The sequence below is a fragment of the Nostoc sp. genome (assembly GCF_036917375.1).
In the GTDB taxonomy this organism is placed as follows: domain Bacteria; phylum Cyanobacteriota; class Cyanobacteriia; order Cyanobacteriales; family Nostocaceae; genus Nostoc.
On the sequence record NZ_JBALDN010000024.1, the window covers coordinates 43,277 to 60,660 of the forward strand.

Sequence of the window (17,384 nt, forward strand, 5' to 3'; positions counted from 1 at the left end):
TTATGAAACGGCGATCGTACATGATGCTTTTAGGATTTTTCCTCAGCCTTATTTTAACTATCGTGCCAATGTCTGGCAATTTCACTAATGCTGCAACACCAACAGCAGTCACACCTGTCTCAGCCCTATCATTCACCCAAGGAGTGCAAAAAACGGTATTAGACAACGGTTTAACGGTACTAACCAAAGAAGTTCATACTGCTCCTGTGGTGAGCGTACAAGTTTGGTATAAAGTTGGCTCACGCAACGAGGTTAAGGGAGAGAATGGTATTTCTCACCAGCTAGAACATTTGATGTTCAAAGGTACAAATGACCGTCCAGTACAGTTTGGACGGTTGTTTAGTGCTTTGGGTAGCCAGTTCAATGCTTTTACTAGTTATGACGAAACAGCTTACTTTGGGACAGTGCAGCGAGACAAATTAGAAGCACTGCTGACACTAGAAGCCGATCGCATGGAAAATTCCTTAATTGGGCCTGAACAACTCACCAGTGAAAAACGGGTGGTGATCTCCGAGTTACAGGGATACGAAAATTCACCAGGCTATCGCCTGGAGCGGGCAGTGATGCGGGCTGCTTTCCCCAATCGAGCTTATGGCTTATCGGTGGGAGGCACAAAAGCCGATGTCGAGAAATTCACGGTGGAGCAGGTACGGAATTATTACCAAACGTACTACAGCCCAGAAAATGCCACGTTGGTGATTACCGGAGATTTTGCCACAAAACCCGCACTCAAAGTTGTCCAAAAAACTTTTGGGAAGTTATCGCAACGAGCAAAAAACCAGAGGTTACAGAATGAGGCAGTTGATAATGCAACCAGAGCACTCGATCGTTTCTTAGCATCTTATTCCATCGCTGACCCTTCCTCGTCTACCCCTATTGCTAAAAAAGCACCAATTGTCCTCAAGCAACCTGGAAGTGCAGCACTATTGCAAGCGGTGTATCCTCTGCCAGATATCAAACATCCTGATGTTCCAGCAATTGATTTGATGGATGCCATTCTTACAGGTGGACGTAGTTCTCGACTTTATCAGGCTTTGGTAGAATCTGGACTTGCAAGTTCAGTGAGTGGTGGTGCCGCCGAACTCATCGAACCGGGTTGGTATGAAATTGATGCTACGGCGGCTCCCGGTCAAGAACTAGGGAAAATTGCCCAGGTACTCCAGGAATCTTTAGTAAAATTGCAAGAGCAGCCTGTCACCTCAGAAGAGTTGAAGCGGGCAAAGACGCAATTGCAAGCCTCGTATATTTTGGGTAATCAAGATATTACTAGTCAGGCTAATCAACTGGGATATAACCAAACGATCGCAGGGGATTATCATTTTATCGAAAGGTATCTGGCTGCGATCGCAAAAGTGACTCCTGCTCAAGTCCAAAAAGCAGCGAAAACTTATCTCAATCCGGCTCAACAAACCATCGGTTTCTTTGAGCCAACTCAACCAGATGGTAAACCAGGAACTTCTAGCGCTGGTTCTGGACGCACGGTGGAAAATTTCAGCCCTGGTAAGCCTGTAGATCCAGCAGAACTAGCAAAATATTTGCCACCTGCTACATCAGAGACAGATTCTAATAAACAATCACTACCAGAAGAGTTTACCTTAAAGAATGGTTTGAAGGTTCTGCTGTTGAGCGATCGCAATCTTCCCACTATTAACTTAAGCGGACAAATTGACGCTGGTGCTGAATTTGATGGCAATCAAAAAGCTGGATTAGCGAATCTAACTGCAAGCAACTTAATGAATGGGACGCAGACTAAAAATGCTCTCACCCTAGCAAAAACCTTAGAAGACCTGGGAGCCGGTTTGAGCTTCAGTGCTAGCCGTGAGGGAGTTAACGTCAGCGGTGAGGGACTTTCAGCAAATTTGCCAATATTGATTCAAACTCTGGCAGATGTGTTAGAAAACGCCACTTTCCCGGCCGATCAGTTAGAACTAAGTCGCCAAAGGGCATTGACAAGTCTGAAAGTCCAACTGGATGACCCTAGAGGTTTGGGAAGGCAAGTATTCCAACAGGCAATTTACCCTGAAAATCATCCATTCCACAGCTTTCCTACAGCCGAGAGTTTAAAGACTATTACTCGTGATGATTTGCTTGGTTTCTACCAGACACACTACCGACCGGATGTCACGACGATCGCCTTAGTGGGAGACTTCGATCCAGCTAAGGTAAAAGCTTTGCTAAATGAGGTGTTTGGTAAATGGCAAGCCACAGGTAAGCCACCTGTTCTCAAAATACCAACCGTACCATTTCCGAAAACTTTGACACAACTAAATAAAGTAATTCCCGGTAAAGCTGAGGCTGTCACATACATCGGCTATAACGGCATCTCTCGGAAAGATCCCCGTTATTATGCGGCACTAGTGCTAAATCAAATTTTGGGTGGTGATACCTTAGCCAGCCGCCTGGGTACAGAAGTGCGCGATCGCCAAGGTCTAACCTACGGTATATATAGTGGTTTTGCTGCTGGGATCAATCCTGGGCCGTTCTTGATTCAAATGCAAACTGCTCCTGGAGATGCCCAAAAAGCGATCGCCAGTACTCTAGCTTTACTCAAACAGTTGCGAGAACAAGGAGTGACTCAGGCTGAATTCAACGCAGCAAAACGCTCAATTACCAATAGCTACCCTGTGGATTTAGCTAATCCTAGTGATGTATCAAGCATCATTTTGGATAATTCTGTCTTGGGACTTTCGCGCTCAGAAATCCGAGACTTTCCTCAGAGAATACAAGCAGTCACTATGGCTAATATGCAACAGGCAATTGAAGATTTAATTAAGCCAGAAAATCTGGTGATTGTCACCGCCGGGCCTGGAGATAGTGTAACCAAAGGTAGCTAATTATTTCAGATACATAACAATCTTATCTGATTGATAAAAAGCGCAATAACAAAATCCCTGACTTCTTAAAGAAGTCGGGGATTTCATTGTTTACGAATGATTTAGTAGGATGGCTAATATCACCTCGTACCTTCTGCCTGGTTGTTGAGTTTCGACTACGCTCAACTGCCGCGTAGTCGAAACACTACCTCCTTCAAATTGAATAAGACACTGGAAAAGACTTTGCGTCCTTTGGCTTTACATACACTCGCTGTAGGGGTTCTAACTCTAAGTCATTAAAGCGATCGCGTGTTAAATGCGCCATCACTACTTGCCCGTCATCGAAAGTTAATTCCACCTGAATTTCCCAACCCAAATGTATCAATCGGCTTACTGTCGCAGCCGTAGTTGTACCGTTAGCAACCTTTTCTAAAATCACATCTTGCGGACGCAAAAATACTTGTGGGTGTGGCGTATCAAACCCGCTACTTTGAAAAATCTTCGAGGTGCTGGGTAACACATTCACCGGGCCAATGAAGCTCATTACAAATGCGGTGGCAGGATTATCGTAAATTTCAGATGGTGTGCCCACCTGTTCCACACGTCCTTTATTCATCACCACAACCTCATCGGAGACTTCCATTGCTTCCTCTTGGTCGTGGGTGACGAAAACTGTGGTAACATGAACCTCATCATGGAGGCGGCGTAACCATGCCCGTAAATCTTTGCGGACTTTAGCATCAAGTGCGCCAAAGGGTTCATCTAGCAATAAAACTTCCGGTTCTACTGCCAAAGCCCTGGCTAAAGCTACCCGTTGTCTTTGACCGCCAGAAAGTTGTGATGGATAGCGATCGCCTAATCCACTCAATTGCACCAATTCGAGTAACTGTTCTACCCGCCCCTTAATTTTCTTTGGCTGTGCCTTACGAATTTCTAAGCCAAAGGCAATATTTTGCTTGACAGTCAGATGCTTGAATAGGGCATAGTGCTGAAATACAAACCCAATATTTCGCTGTTGCACACTTTGGTATGTAGCGTCCTTACCGGTAAGCAGGATTTTGCCACTATCAGGCATTTCTAAACCTGAAATTAACCGTAGTAGCGTAGATTTACCCGATCCCGATGGCCCAAGCAACGCAACTAGCGAACCACTCTTAATTTCTAGGCTAACCTCATCAACTGCCTTGAAACTCCCAAATTGTTTGGAGACGTTCTCAACTACTATACCCACTGCTACTATAACCTCTGCAACTAAATCTACAGATCCTTGGTAGGATTACTGTGTCCTACATATACCATATATCGTTATTTATGGATGAACAAGATTTAGCTACCGCAACTACCGCAATCGAGGAAGCTACAATCAACACCACTGCAATCTAGGGAACTGCAATCAGCAGCACCACAATCTAGGGAACCACAATCGGGAGTTATGCTAAGGATCTCGACACAATTGCAGCCCAAATCGCCACAATCAAAACAGTTAGTATTGTCGCTACTAATAAATGAGGATTTTTGAGCAATACCACGTGCTTGTCGTTGCTGCATGTCCGCTTCATCCTGTGTGGATTCTTCTGAGTTCTCGCTCTGCATTCGCAAAATTTGGTTGGCTTGCTTACAAGCTTGAAATCGTTTGCGGGATTTAACAAAAGCTGCTTTTAACCCTTCCTTGGCGACTACCTGCTTAATGTATTGAGAGCAAGATTCGCCGCCATATAATATTCTGTGGGCACAAGTAAAACCTTTGTGTGGAGAAATATGTTTTTGATATCCAGTAATCGCAGCAGTACTAACTTGTCTAGTAAAAGAATCGAATAAGGAAATTTGCATATTTTATAACTGGGGCATTGGGCATTGGCACTAACCAATATTCTTTAGTACTTACGCAAAAGCTCTCTGAAACTCTTATTTCCTTGCTTTCTACCCTGCAAGAAGCCGCTTTGCATCTATGCGGTTCGTTTTTCATGATTTTGCGTAAGTCCTGTTCTTTATTCTTCCCAATACTCAATACCAAATACTCAATACCCCATGCCCAATGCCCAATGCCCCAGGTTCACTTCGTATCGAAACATTAAGGAATATTGCATTTGTGCAGAAACCTGACGGTAAACCGCCAAATCACCAGAAAGACCGTGGTAGTATGCTCTCGGTAAATGTGAAGATTGGGAGAAAGACCTTTGACACTACGGGTTGCTGTTATTGGGTCAGGCCCTGCTGGTTCATCTGCCGCAGAAACACTGGCAGCCTCTGGGATTGAAACCTACCTGTTTGAGCGGAAGCTAGACAATGCGAAGCCTTGCGGGGGTGCAATTCCCCTATGTATGGTGAGTGAATTTGACTTACCGCCAGAGATTATCGATCGCCGGGTACGGAAGATGAAAATGATTTCGCCTTCCAATCGCGAGGTTGATATCAATCTGATAAATGAAGATGAATATATAGGAATGTGCCGCCGGGAAGTGCTAGATGGCTTTTTGCGCGATCGCGCGGCCAAACTAGGCGCAAATTTAATTAATGCCACTGTTCATAAACTCGATATACCAGGAAACAATACCGATCCCTATACGATTCATTACGTTGACCACACAGATGGGATATCACAGGGTATTGCCAAAACTCTGAAAGTGGATCTAATTATTGGGGCAGATGGGGCTAATTCCCGCGTTGCCAAAGAAATGGACGCTGGGGATTACAATTATGCGATCGCTTTCCAAGAGCGAATTCGCTTACCCGAAGACAAAATGGCCTACTATAACGATCTCGCCGAAATGTATGTCGGTGATGACGTTTCTACCGATTTCTACGCTTGGGTTTTCCCCAAATATGACCACGTAGCTGTCGGTACAGGCACAATGCACATCAATAAAGCCAGCATCAAACAGTTACAAGCTGGTATCCGCGCCCGTGCTTCCGAGAAGTTGGCAGGCGGTAAAATCATTAAAGTTGAAGCCCACCCAATTCCCGAACATCCCCGTCCCCGTCGTGTTGTCGGTCGCATCGCTTTGGTGGGAGATGCTGCTGGTTATGTTACCAAATCCTCTGGTGAAGGTATTTATTTTGCCGCTAAATCTGGGCGGATGTGTGCCGAAACCATTGTTGAAGCATCTAACAGTGGTAGCCGGATTCCTACAGAAGGCGACCTGAAGGTTTACCTGAAGCGTTGGGATAAAAGATACGGACTCACTTACAAGGTGCTGGACATTCTGCAAACCGTGTTCTATCGTTCCGATGCTACCCGTGAGGCGTTTGTGGAAATGTGCGATGACCTCGATGTACAACGGCTAACATTCGATAGCTATCTGTATAAAACGGTTGTCCCAGCTAATCCCATCACTCAACTGAAGATTACTGCCAAAACCATTGGTAGTCTAATTCGGGGTAATGCCCTTGCGCCTTAATTGAGTGGCACTTCCAACAAATCAATTACCCGATTTTGTCGGTTGGAAAGAATGTCAAATTGAAATTGATGGGTAAACAAGTTCGTAGTAAGGACTTTAGTCCTAGATTTTTAAGCACTGAAGTGCTTACTACAAACTCACCATATTTAATGAGACATACCACTTGCTAATACCATTTTAGATTTTGGATTTTAGACTTCGGCTGCGCTCAGTCGAACGATTTTGGATTGGGAATTGCCTTGGTGCGTCTGACTTGGTGTGAATCCATCTGTCGCAATCATTTTTCAAAATGGTATAATTTGTGAAGTTCGTCAAATGTATCTATTTATACTTACAATCCATGCTTGCTATACCAATTAAGATAGCGTTGTAGGCGATCGCGCAGGTAAGTTGGCTTGCTAATATCGTGGGATTGATCGGGATAAATAATCAATTGAGTATCAACCCCTAAACTTTTGAGTGCTTCATACATCTGTTCGGAGTTGTGCAACGGAACCTCAGCATCGCGATCGCCACCCAGAAATAGTGTTGGTGTCACAATTCGGTCGGCGTGCAGAAATGGAAAAGAAACTCTTAGCCAAGTATTGAGGTTTTTCCACGGCACGCCCAATTCCTGTTCGTAGTCATAAACATACTCGTCAGTACCGTATCCTGCCAAAATATTAGAAATACTAGCTCCACTTACCGCAGCTTTGAAACGGGTATCTTGGGCAATCGTATAGTTTGTTAACATACCACCGTAACTCCATCCACCTATTCCCAACCGAGATGGATCGGCTATTCCTTGTGCTTCAACGTAGTCAACAGCAGCAAGGACATCTTGAACATCTTTATTTCCCCAGTCAGCGTAAATAGCCTTCGAGAACGCTTCACCCCGTCCCGAACTACCCCGTGGATTAACTGCAATGACAACATAACCTTTTGCTGCAAACAGCTGCCAGTCATACATAAACTGGTTTGTGTACTGCCCAACTGGGCCACCGTGAAGTTGAAGGAGTGTTGGGTATTTCTTTCCTGGTTGAAAATTCGGTGGTTTGACTAAGAAACCGTGGATTTGGGTGCCATCTTTACTCTTGAAACTAATTTCTTCCGTCGTTCCTAATCGAAGTTGGACAAGCAATTCCTGGTTTTGGTGCGATATTGAACGCAGTTCAGTGCCTTTGAAGGCAAAAACCTCACTTGGCTGCTGCGGCATTGAGGATAACAAGGCAATCTTGTCGTCACTCCCTAAGTCAAAAGCGCTGATATTTCTGCGTCCAGCTAGCAATCGCTCTATTTTACCGCCTGCTACTGGTACTTTTGCTAGGTGAACATTGCCATCGTCTTCCAGCAAAAACAGAATTGATTTGCCATCAGATGTAAAGCGTGGCTTAACAACATTGCGATCGAGTTTTGCTGTTAACAGACGTGGAGTACCTCCTGCTGCTGGAATAACGGCAAGATGGTAAACAGCGTACTCAATTAGCTTTTGAGGGCCTCCTTGTAGATAGGCTATTAACTTCCCATCTGGACTCCAAACAGGTCGGCTACCCCAGGAGGGATCGCAATCGGGGACTTCATTGGTAGTTATTTGATGTACTTTTGCTCCTGGTTGGGCGTTGATTGTGTAGACATCCCAATTGTTATGCCGATCGAAATCAGCACCGCGCTTGCTGACAAAAGCAATCTTTTTTCCATCTGGAGACCAACTGGGCAAATACTCATTAAACTCACCTGGCGTTAGAATATCTGCTTTGTGGGTTGCTAAGTCAAACAGGTAGAGGTGTTCGCGACTTTTTCCAAGATATCCAACGCCGTCTTCCTGAAATTGAAAGCGATCAATGACAATTGGCTGTGCCGTCTTTTGTTCGTTGAAAGTTTTTTGGGGTGGATCGTCGGCGATTACAGCCAGTTGTTTGCCATCGGGCGACCAAACAAAATCAGAAACGCCTCCTGGAAAATCTGAAATCTTTTCTGCTTCTCCACCGGCAAGGTTCAGCAGCCAAATTTGATTGTCTTCACTGTCGGACTGACGACTGGAGAGAAAGGTCAGATACTTTCCATCAGGACTGAAACGAGGAGAACTTTCGCTATCTTTGCTGTTAGTTAATTTTAGGGTGCGGGAGCCATCCCACGAAGTCATATAAATATGCTTGTTAACAGAATCATTATTGATATCAGTACTCTTGACCGTATAGGCTATCCAGGCTCCATCGCTAGAAATTTGCGGTTCGCTGACTTGGTGGATAGCAGACATATCGTCTAGGGTAATCAGCCGCTTGGACGTTGCTTGAACCTTGAGACTCGTACCTATCAAAGCAGCGATCGCACTACAAGCTAATGCCAGTTCCCTAAACTTTTTCATGTTTGTTGTCAAAATTAGCAAGGACGCTTATCTTACATCTGTTAGTCACTTTGCTGGATGTTACTTGCAACTTTATTTTACAAACAGCCTCTTCTAATTTGTCACGCTTGGGGGGAGGTTAAGTATGCTGTATTCTTAACTTCAGCGATAAATTGCTTTTTGAATAAATGCTTAATTTTATTTCCTATTTGTTTTTGGCTCAAGCATCGCCTTCTCCAGCACCACAGGAAATTTTCATTCCCCAACAAACAAGACCTTTAACAGGACATCTTGACGAAGTACCAGTATTTAACAGTAATAATCCAGAAGTAGTTAAGAGTGAAGGAATTCTGCTGTCTACATTTCCTCCTCAAGGCAAAAGAGTGCCCAGCGCCCACCTAAACTTTCCATTTCAGGGAAGGTTTGATTTATTTTCTCACCATATTGCTAGAGCGATTGAGACACCAAATGATTTGCGGACTCTTTATTTGGGAGTGATTGTTTACAATCCCAGCGATCGCCCTGCAACTGTCAACATTTTGCAAGCAGCTAGTTATGTGAGTCAACCTGATGCACCTTTTGTCAAGCTGCCTCCCATGCTGTCAAATAATTCGGGAAACATTTATGCTGGGCCTGGCGATCGCGTAATGAATGATGTGCTGCGAGCCAAACGACAAGGATGGCCAGCCCAGTTGGTAATTCCACCCAAACAAAGCCGGATGTTAATGAATCATCCAATTCCCGTGCGGACTTTAACGCCGCCATTGAATGGACGTTCTACTTTGTTACGTTTGTATAGCGATCGTCCTGTTTATCTGGCGAACCTGGCCATGTTTGCCAAACCCAATCCCGATGGTAGCGAACGAGCGCCTACTTTAGAAGAATGGGAGAATTTATTAGAAAATGGCGATTTTGCAGGGCCCCGCGAACCGGCTCCCAGTCCTCCAGATAAGCTTGCAGGGGCAACAGAAATTTACGGACGGGTAGCGGGAGTAGCTGTTGGCTCTCGTTGGCAAGCACAAGTTACCGACTCTAATAGTTCATACCTGACAATTCCCGAATCAGGACAAGCTTTTTCTTACGGTTTAAGTACTCTCTTGGCTGGCAAAATGGGTACTGGACAAAACCAAACTGCTAAACTCGTAGCGCGTTATCCTGGTACTGCTTACGAAGCTCACGGCAACTACGGTATTGAATACAACATCTCTCTACCATTATTTAACAATACTGATAAGCCGCAAACTATAAATGTACTTTTCCAAACGCCTATCAAAGAAGATGAGTTAAGTAAACCAGGGCTTCGCTTTTTTTCACCACCTGAGCCATCTGTCTTTTTCCGAGGCACAGTTCGTATTCGCTACAATGACGATCGTGGCTTATCCAGAACTCAATACTGGCATTTAGTTCAACAAGGAGGACAGATGGGAGAACCACTTGCTCAATTAAAAATATCCCCTGGCCAGCACCGACTGTTAGAAGTGGATTTTCTCTACCCACCTGATGCTACGCCCCCTCAAATGTTGACAATTCAAACTGTAGACCAAAATTAACAATTTAAAATTAAAAACGATCGTGTCTAAGAGACGCCCAGCGTAGCTTGTCTCGACGTAGGAATATAGCAGTTGCCAAGCGTAAATCTCAGGAATAGCAAGGTTTTTACCTCCTGCCTTCTGCCTCCTGCCTCCTGCCTCCTGCTATATATAGACTCGCTAGTGCTGCGTTAACAAAATTCTTGCATGAAAGACATTAGACTTCTTGCAGAAGTCGGGAAAAGGGGAAGGTGGGGTTCCCTCTGGGGATAAGGGGTGGGGAAAGGGTAAAGGTTTTGTATTTTCCCCTTCCCCTTTAACCTTTTTCCTTTTCCCCAAAACCCAAGAAGTATTGTATGGAATACAAGTCTTGAGTTGAGTGCAATTTCTGATAAAACAGATGTTGTTCTTAATCTACTGGGGCAAAATAGAAAACATGACGATTGAATCCAATTCCTCTAATCTACCAACCCCAGAACCAGAACCCGAAAACGATTCGCAACCAAATGACTTTGATGGTGGTGCAGCCCAGAAGAACCTAAACTCAGAAGTACTAGCAACACCACAAGCTCTAGCGGCGATCGCGTCTTTAAAATCTCCGCAATATACAACTGCATTACAACAAGCTCGTTCGGAAGTCAAGCACCACACTACCAAACAATTCACAGTTAAGCCCAGGGCATTGCTGATTACTCTAATCGCGATCGCCACCACCTTCATTGGAATTATCCTTAATAACTGGATCGTCGGCATTATCGGAACGCTGATGGCTTTGCTGCTATCCCTTGCAATATTATTGCCTTGGTTGCAAGAAGTTTTAGACGAATGGTTTTCACCTCAAGAACGCACTCTGTTTGTGGCTTTTTTGGGATTACTAGTAGCCATTATCGGCACGATCAGGTTCACAGGTGTAGGCGATCGCTTGCTGCTTTTAGGACGCCAAATTAACTGGGACATTGCTGGAACCCTCGCTGATTGGTTTGGCGCTTTGGGGCAAATTCTCATCGCTATCATCGCCGTTTACGTAGCATGGCGACAATATGTTATTTCCAAAGACTTGACAATTCAGCAAAACCTGCTAACAGTTCAGCAAAATATCATCACCCAGCAACAGACAATTGATTCATACTTCCAAGGCGTTTCAGACTTGGTATTAGATGAAGAAGGATTATTAGAAGATTGGCCCCAAGAAAGAGCGATCGCTGAAGGACGCACTGCGGCAATTTTAAGTAGTGTCGATGGTAGTGGGAAAGCGAAAATTCTCCGTTTTTTGTCACGTTCCAAGTTACTGTCACCCCTAAAACGCGATCGCTTATTAGGTCGAGCCATTCTCGACGGTACTGGCGGATATGCAGAAGACCGCCTCGAAGGTGTGCGCGTCATCGATTTAGGCGTAATGCTAGCTGCGGCCGACCTTTCTGGTACTGATTTACGTTGGACTGACCTCAGCGAAGCTAATCTTGTCCGCGCCAATCTGAGCGGTTGCGATTTAGTAAAAGCCAACCTCTCCCGTACAATTTTATATGGTGCGAATCTCAATGATGCTGACATCAACGGGATTCGCCTATTCTATGGTGTCGTAGATAACGCCTCACCCCGCAGTCGCACTGAACCACCAAATTATGAAACCGGCGAACAAACCGGCGCTGTGGTAGAAAATGCCGATTTCAGCAACGTACAACGGATGTCTGAGTCTACACGTAACTACTGTTGCACTTGGGGTGGCGAAAAAACTAGAGGTACTATTCCTGGTGGTTGTGAAGGTATTACTAATAAGTTGGGAAGATAGTCACAGCAGAATTTAGAATTCAGGAGTAAAACTACCTATTAGGGACTTCCAGAAAATAAAATATACAAACAATATTAATGATAATCATGATGAGTGAGGCTACCAATGCAACCTCTCCCTTACCTCTTTTTGTAGTAAATTCGATGATTCAATGTTGGGTGCTTTATGAGGTACACAAGCTAAGTCTGTTACCCACGTATAAAGCATGTTTTATTCTTAAATTCTGAATTTAGGAGTAGATAGTTATCCTGACTAAAGAGTATCATATTGTACAAACATTATTTACATTGCCTACAAGTATTAATTTGCTTGAAAAAGTTTAGACAAAATGTCAGCATTCTAGAAATTAGATTGCTATATTAGATTAAATAACTATTCTGGCAAGGGTTTAAAAGCTGTGCGGGATGATTTACAGGGATTGGAAATTAGTCAGAACGATCTGCAAAAGCTGACTAATTTACCTGTCAATGAGAAACTTCTAATCATTACAAATCCTCTCAAGAGATTAGTAAATGTATATATACAAAAACTTCAAAGCTCTGAAGGAGCGACTGTGGTTTTCATTGGATTTTCTACATTTATTTTTATCTATATTTTATTCGATATATTTATTAAAATTTTTGTAACGTGGATAACAATTCCCTCATGGATATTATTAATGTTCTTAGGACTTTGGGTTGGTGGTCTGACGCAAAGTATCTTATATTTTATCTGGAAAAGTAAAAGTAAGCTTGTTAAAGCTAATATGACAAAATCTCTGCAAATCCTGTTAAACGAGGTGAATAGATATAATACTGTTATTAGAGTTATAGATATCAATGACCAAATAGAAGAAGCTGGTAATCCAGAAGTGATTATAAAGGGAAGGGAGGATGTAATCGAAGCACTTCAACTCACCAAAGCTGATTTAGTTCGCGCTTTGAAAACAGAAAGGATTTTGAGAGAAAATAAGAATTTTATCCTCAGTAATACAGAACTATTTGTCAACAATTTGGCAACTTTAACAGCTATGCAAGTAACAGAAGAAGCTACTGAACATGGAAGGTTACTCAATGAAGCCTTACAAATTGCATTAGATGTGCAATACGAAATGAAAAGATTACAGACTCAACGTTAAGATAATTTGTAATTAAGTTTTGTAATAGGAATTTAGAAAGTACTCGTAAATTCACTCGGTACTGAGTCAGAGTTAGAGAAAGCGTAGATGCTACTGATAAATCCATAGAGGTTGTTGGGTGAGTTGGCTTCCAATCTGCTAGTAAAATATTCTCAATGGCTTTTTTCCATAATCTTTCCCACGGTTGCAATCCCCGGTCTAACATAAAGAATAATCGTCAAGCGATCGCTTATCCGTATGGACTGGAAAGAAATTAGAGGGAACTGGGTAATCATTCCCCGAAATCCCATAGGTATCGTTCATTTTTTAGGAGGTGCATTTGTCGCCACTGCACCGCACATCACTTATCGCTGGTTACTCGAACAACTGGCAAGTAAAGGCTACGTTATAATTGCTACACCTTTCGTCAATACATTGGATCATACTGCGATCGCAAAATCCGTGCTGTTAAACTTTGACCGCACCCTCGAACGATTGCATGATTCTGGGGCATTACGCAAGCTTTACTTCCCTATCTACGGTGTTGGACACAGTATGGGCTGTAAACTCCACTTGCTGATTGGTAGCTTGTTTAAAGTAGAACGTGCAGGGAATATTTTAATATCCTTCAACAACTACGCCGCTAAAGAAGCTATCCCTCTAGTAGAGCAGTTCAATTCTACTTTTGCGATCGAATTTACCCCCTCACCGTTGGAAACTAACAAACTTGTCCAAGAAAATTACAATATCCGGCGCAATTTATTAATAAAATTTAGTAATGATACCATCGATCAATCGGCAGCTTTAACCAAAATCTTACAAGAACGTTTTGATGATATGGTGACAGCACAAACGTTACCAGGAAATCATACAACACCTTTAGGTCAAGATATAAAATGGCAAACGGGAACATCTTTTACCCCCTTTGACGCTTTAGGGCAATGGTTTAAACAAGAAGCATACCGCGACTTAAACCAGTTAAAAAGCAACATTCTTTTATGGCTAAATCCTTTGGGAACGCCATAATATTTTATGACTGTTAAATAGTCGTAAATTCGATGAGTAAATAGAAATGAGTTATAGTGCTTTTAATTTGAGTTTAATCAAGACCAAATCCTCAAATCCTTAAGCCTGTTGCTACAACGAAGGGTACTCTCTCTTTCTTTTTAAGAGAGAGGAATCAAAGTATATTGCATACATAGACATGTAGCGACTACTTTAAGAGTTCTCCGTTCGCACTAGCGTCTCCCCCTTGAGAGAAACAGTATCCGCAAGGTACGATCAGCGTTATAGCAGCATCTCTATATTGATACTACTAGCTTATTAGCTTACATCATATTTTATTTTGAAAAAAAATTATTAATGAGTGTTTTCAAGAAATTTATATGTTTCAAATATTAATAATTGATGATGACCATTCAATCAAAATACTCCTGAAAAGGATGTTGGAAAAACAGGGTTATGAAGTAGTTACTGCCAGTAGCGGCGAGGAAGGAATAGAAAAGGCACTAGTTTATCGTCCAGCACTAATTATTTGTGATTGGATCATGCCGGGATTGAATGGTCTGGAAGTTTGCCACCAGATTAAGACAGACCCCAAATTTTTCACTACATTCTTTATTTTATTAACATCCTTAGATTCCGTTGCCGATTGCGTCAAAGGTCTAGACGCTGGTGCTGATGATTTTATCTCTAAACCTATTGAGCATAATGAATTACAAGCACGGGTAAGAGCAGGATTACGCCTGCATCAGTTGAGTAGAGATTTGCAGGCTCAAAAGTTGCTTCTAGAATCAGAAATGTCAGAAGCAGCAGAATATGTGCGATCGCTCCTACCTCTTTCTATGACTGAACCCTTCAATATAAATTTCCGATTTATTCCCTCACGACAACTCGGCGGTGACTGTTTCGATTACTATTGGCTCGATGATGACTATCTGGCAATTTACTTACTCGATACTGCCGGACATGGACTCAAAGCTACTCTTCCTTCTGTTTCAGTGCTGAATCTGCTGCGTTCCCGTGCGCTCAAAGGTCTCGATTACTATCAACCTAGTGATGTATTGAAGGCTTTAAATGACACTTTTCAGATGAATTATCAAAATGACAAGTACTTTACGATTTGGTACGGAGTTTACAACCGAATCAACCGCCAGTTAATTTATGCTAGCGCAGGTCATCCACCAGCAGTTTTAGTAACCGGCACATCTCCGAGAAAGTCTGAAGTTCAACTCCTAAAAACCCCTGGTATGCCAGTTGGCATGTTTCCAGAGGCAAAATATGTTGATGGGTTTTGCAATATTGAAAAATTCAGTACCCTTTATATTTTTAGTGATGGCGCTTATGAAATAACTAAATCAGACGGCACACTTTGGAGTTTGGATGCTTTTATTCAGCTACTGGTTAGCTTACAAGATCCTGTTGATAGCCAACTCGATCGCGTGCTCAGTTATTTAATAGCTCTGAACTCCAAAGATGCTTTTGATGATGATTTATCTATTTTGCAAATGAAGTTTGATTAATTACGTGTTAGAGACTAAAACCTGATTAAATGCATCTTGGCTGGGAAAGATTTCAAAGACTTTATCCATATTCGTCAGTTCAAATAATATCCTAACTTGTTCATTAATTGAGCAGAGAACAAGCTTAGTATCTGCGGCTCGCAAGGTTTTAAAAGCTAATACTAAAGCTCCCAAACCCGAACTATCCATAAACGTTACATCTTTAAAATCAACTAACACAATTTTCGCACCACTTTCTAGAATATCTGTGATATTTTGCCGAAAGTCTTGTGAAGTTGTGGCATTCAAATTACCACTGAGCTTAATAACTTTTACTTGTTCTCTCATAATTATGTCACTCTGACTTATGTAAATAATACTCTGATTTCGCTATTATATAACATTTAAAAATGCTTGTAAAATAAAATTTAAGATTAGAGATTGAGTAATCATTAATAATTAATCAGGATAGAGAAAGATTAATTATAAAAATTTGAATCTATTTTTTTGTAATTAAAAAAATTGTTAGCTCAATTAAGTATAGTTTTTTTACTATAAATAGACCAACTATAAATCAACCAGTTAAGTAAGCTCGCATGATAAACAACTGGTATATTTAGGTTTGTGAAAATGTTATAGTGACCAATTGATAAGCTGTTCGTTGATTTGATGTTCTATCATATATGTTGATTTTTTGATGCCGACTTATTTGCATCTTATCGATTTAAATATATACTTACTTATATACAAGCTGAAGTTACTGCTTTTCAGATTATTTACCAAAGATTTTTGCAAAACTGAGATTCTCCAATAAATCTCACCATCGTAGCTGTCATTAAGCAATTTAAAATTCAAACAGTCTGAGCTACACTTACGTATAGCTAAACCTGGTCTAGCAGCAGCTTTTCCTCCGTGAGTATTTATGATAGTAACTAGGATCTACATTTATTTATGTCCAATTACTTACATAATTGAAAGAATTTACCTCTGGACTACCGCTCTAGAGCCAAAAATTTAGGTTTCAACAGCGCCAAGCAAGCTAGAACCGACACCAAGGCTTTAAAAGAAGTTTTCTCAAGGCGATCGCCTCTGCTATTTTAGTATTCCCAATATCTGTCATTCATCGACAAATAATACAAAAAGTAAAGAGTTATGAATTTGTTACTCCTGTACAGACGCGATTAATCGCTCGCGCCCTCAAACAGGACTCACTTTGGCTCTGTGAAGCAGCTTTTCACCTTGAAGGTAGCCAGTGTAGCGTACTTTGACTGTTTCTCCAGGTTGTGCTGTTCCCTCCAGCAATTGGTGCAGTTGGGGATCGTAAGGTAATTCTGCTCCCACAGGGGCGATCGCTTCCACTCCCCACGCCTGTAACAGCTTTTCCAGAGGTTTCTGCACCAAGGGTACTATTTTGACTGCTGCTAGCTGGGGATTCTCCTGCGCTTTCTGTGCTGCTGTTGGCCATTGCAATAATAAAGACTCCAGCAGTTGCAAACTCGACTGCTGGAGTTCTTGTAATAATATTTCTCGCTGTTGTTCTAATTGCAGCTGCGAGCGATCGTACTCTCTTCTTAAATCTGTAATTTCTTGTAACAATTCCTGAGTAGGCGCTGTTTTCTCTTGTAATAACTCTACGGTTGAAAAAGTTGCGATTAATTCATTCAATGGCATCTGTAGCACTGGCGAAAGCTTAAGCAGCACATCTACCCGCATCTGCTCTAACTTTCCTTGGCGTAAGCGTAAAAGTTGACGCTCTGAGACACCAGCAGCGCGACTCAGCTTTTTAAAACTAGAAATACCTACCTGTTGCATTAAATCTTGCAACTTTTGGGAATGGAGCATTGGGGATTGGGGATTGGGCATTGGTTACTGGGTAATTGGGGACTGGGTATTGGGGATCGGGTATGGGTATTCGCGATTAAGTTTTTTCTCTAT

Annotated in this window: 12 protein-coding genes; 7 read left to right on the forward strand and 5 right to left on the reverse strand. The window is 42.3% G+C overall.

Going from position 1 to position 17,384, the window contains the following annotated elements:
- Nucleotides 1–2: 2 nt before the first annotated feature.
- Complete coding sequence (locus V7K45_RS06090) at nucleotides 3–2,834, forward strand: pitrilysin family protein (RefSeq protein WP_335001383.1); 2,832 nt, start codon at nucleotides 3–5, stop codon at nucleotides 2,832–2,834.
- A 193-nt stretch (nucleotides 2,835–3,027) separates the two neighbouring features.
- Here V7K45_RS06090 and V7K45_RS06095 read toward each other — a convergent pair whose 3' ends face one another.
- Together V7K45_RS06095 and yidD are read right to left on the reverse strand one after the other, a co-directional pair.
- A complete protein-coding gene (locus tag V7K45_RS06095) occupies nucleotides 3,028–4,044 on the reverse strand; it encodes a sulfate/molybdate ABC transporter ATP-binding protein (RefSeq protein WP_335001385.1) in 1,017 nt (338 codons plus the stop codon).
- Between the two features lie 95 nt (nucleotides 4,045–4,139).
- Entirely contained in the window at nucleotides 4,140–4,643 is a 504-nt protein-coding gene (gene yidD / locus V7K45_RS06100; RefSeq protein WP_335001387.1) for a membrane protein insertion efficiency factor YidD, read from the reverse strand.
- Between the two features lie 347 nt (nucleotides 4,644–4,990).
- On the opposite strand from yidD, the gene chlP reads away from it, so the two are divergent.
- Nucleotides 4,991–6,211 carry a geranylgeranyl reductase gene (chlP, locus tag V7K45_RS06105; protein ID WP_335001389.1) on the forward strand — a complete coding sequence of 407 codons (1,221 nt, stop codon included), beginning with the start codon at nucleotides 4,991–4,993 and terminating at the stop codon, nucleotides 6,209–6,211.
- A gap of 331 nt (nucleotides 6,212–6,542) precedes the next feature.
- On the opposite strand, the gene V7K45_RS06110 is transcribed toward chlP, so the two are convergent.
- Nucleotides 6,543–8,555: a S9 family peptidase gene (locus V7K45_RS06110; RefSeq protein ID WP_335001391.1), complete on the reverse strand. Its 2,013-nt coding sequence runs from the start codon at nucleotides 8,553–8,555 to the stop codon at nucleotides 6,543–6,545.
- Nucleotides 8,556–8,722: 167 nt separating this feature from the next.
- Here V7K45_RS06110 and V7K45_RS06115 point away from each other — a divergent pair, with 167 nt between their 5' ends.
- The 5 genes from V7K45_RS06115 (at nucleotide 8,723) to V7K45_RS06135 (ending at nucleotide 15,470) form a co-directional block, all read left to right on the forward strand.
- Nucleotides 8,723–10,084, forward strand: a complete 1,362-nt coding sequence (locus V7K45_RS06115) for a DUF3370 domain-containing protein (protein WP_335001394.1) — start codon at nucleotides 8,723–8,725, stop codon at nucleotides 10,082–10,084.
- A 415-nt stretch (nucleotides 10,085–10,499) separates the two neighbouring features.
- Entirely contained in the window at nucleotides 10,500–11,852 is a 1,353-nt protein-coding gene (locus V7K45_RS06120) for a pentapeptide repeat-containing protein (RefSeq protein WP_335001396.1), read from the forward strand.
- 397 nt (nucleotides 11,853–12,249) lie between these two features.
- On the forward strand, nucleotides 12,250–12,969 hold the full coding sequence (locus V7K45_RS06125) for a hypothetical protein (RefSeq protein ID WP_335001398.1): 720 nt from the start codon (nucleotides 12,250–12,252) through the stop codon (nucleotides 12,967–12,969).
- Nucleotides 12,970–13,206: 237 nt separating this feature from the next.
- Nucleotides 13,207–13,974 (forward strand): DUF1350 family protein, encoded by a 768-nt coding sequence (locus tag V7K45_RS06130; protein ID WP_335001400.1) that lies wholly within the window; start codon nucleotides 13,207–13,209, stop codon nucleotides 13,972–13,974.
- Between the two features lie 359 nt (nucleotides 13,975–14,333).
- Entirely contained in the window at nucleotides 14,334–15,470 is a 1,137-nt protein-coding gene (locus tag V7K45_RS06135) for a PP2C family protein-serine/threonine phosphatase (RefSeq protein WP_335001402.1), read from the forward strand.
- On the opposite strand, the gene V7K45_RS06140 is transcribed toward V7K45_RS06135, so the two are convergent.
- Nucleotides 15,471–15,797 carry an STAS domain-containing protein gene (locus tag V7K45_RS06140; RefSeq protein ID WP_322668277.1) on the reverse strand — a complete coding sequence of 109 codons (327 nt, stop codon included), beginning with the start codon at nucleotides 15,795–15,797 and terminating at the stop codon, nucleotides 15,471–15,473. It lies immediately after the preceding gene.
- A gap of 849 nt (nucleotides 15,798–16,646) precedes the next feature.
- Complete coding sequence (gene grpE / locus V7K45_RS06145; protein WP_335001405.1) at nucleotides 16,647–17,312, reverse strand: nucleotide exchange factor GrpE; 666 nt, start codon at nucleotides 17,310–17,312, stop codon at nucleotides 16,647–16,649.
- Nucleotides 17,313–17,384 lie beyond the last annotated feature (72 nt).

What these genes read in the sequence shown, in the direction of transcription:
- V7K45_RS06090 (WP_335001383.1), top strand. Translation starts at nt 3, where the DNA reads ATGAAACGGCGATCGTACATGATGCTTTTAGGATTTTTCCTCAGCCTT.
- yidD (WP_335001387.1), bottom strand. Translation starts at nt 4,643, where the DNA reads ATGCAAATTTCCTTATTCGATTCTTTTACTAGACAAGTTAGTACTGCT.
- V7K45_RS06110 (WP_335001391.1), bottom strand. Translation starts at nt 8,555, where the DNA reads ATGAAAAAGTTTAGGGAACTGGCATTAGCTTGTAGTGCGATCGCTGCT.
- V7K45_RS06115 (WP_335001394.1), top strand. Translation starts at nt 8,723, where the DNA reads ATGCTTAATTTTATTTCCTATTTGTTTTTGGCTCAAGCATCGCCTTCT.
- V7K45_RS06120 (WP_335001396.1), top strand. Translation starts at nt 10,500, where the DNA reads ATGACGATTGAATCCAATTCCTCTAATCTACCAACCCCAGAACCAGAA.
- V7K45_RS06130 (WP_335001400.1), top strand. Translation starts at nt 13,207, where the DNA reads ATGGACTGGAAAGAAATTAGAGGGAACTGGGTAATCATTCCCCGAAAT.
- V7K45_RS06135 (WP_335001402.1), top strand. Translation starts at nt 14,334, where the DNA reads ATGTTTCAAATATTAATAATTGATGATGACCATTCAATCAAAATACTC.
- V7K45_RS06140 (WP_322668277.1), bottom strand. Translation starts at nt 15,797, where the DNA reads ATGAGAGAACAAGTAAAAGTTATTAAGCTCAGTGGTAATTTGAATGCC.
- grpE (WP_335001405.1), bottom strand. Translation starts at nt 17,312, where the DNA reads ATGCCCAATCCCCAATCCCCAATGCTCCATTCCCAAAAGTTGCAAGAT.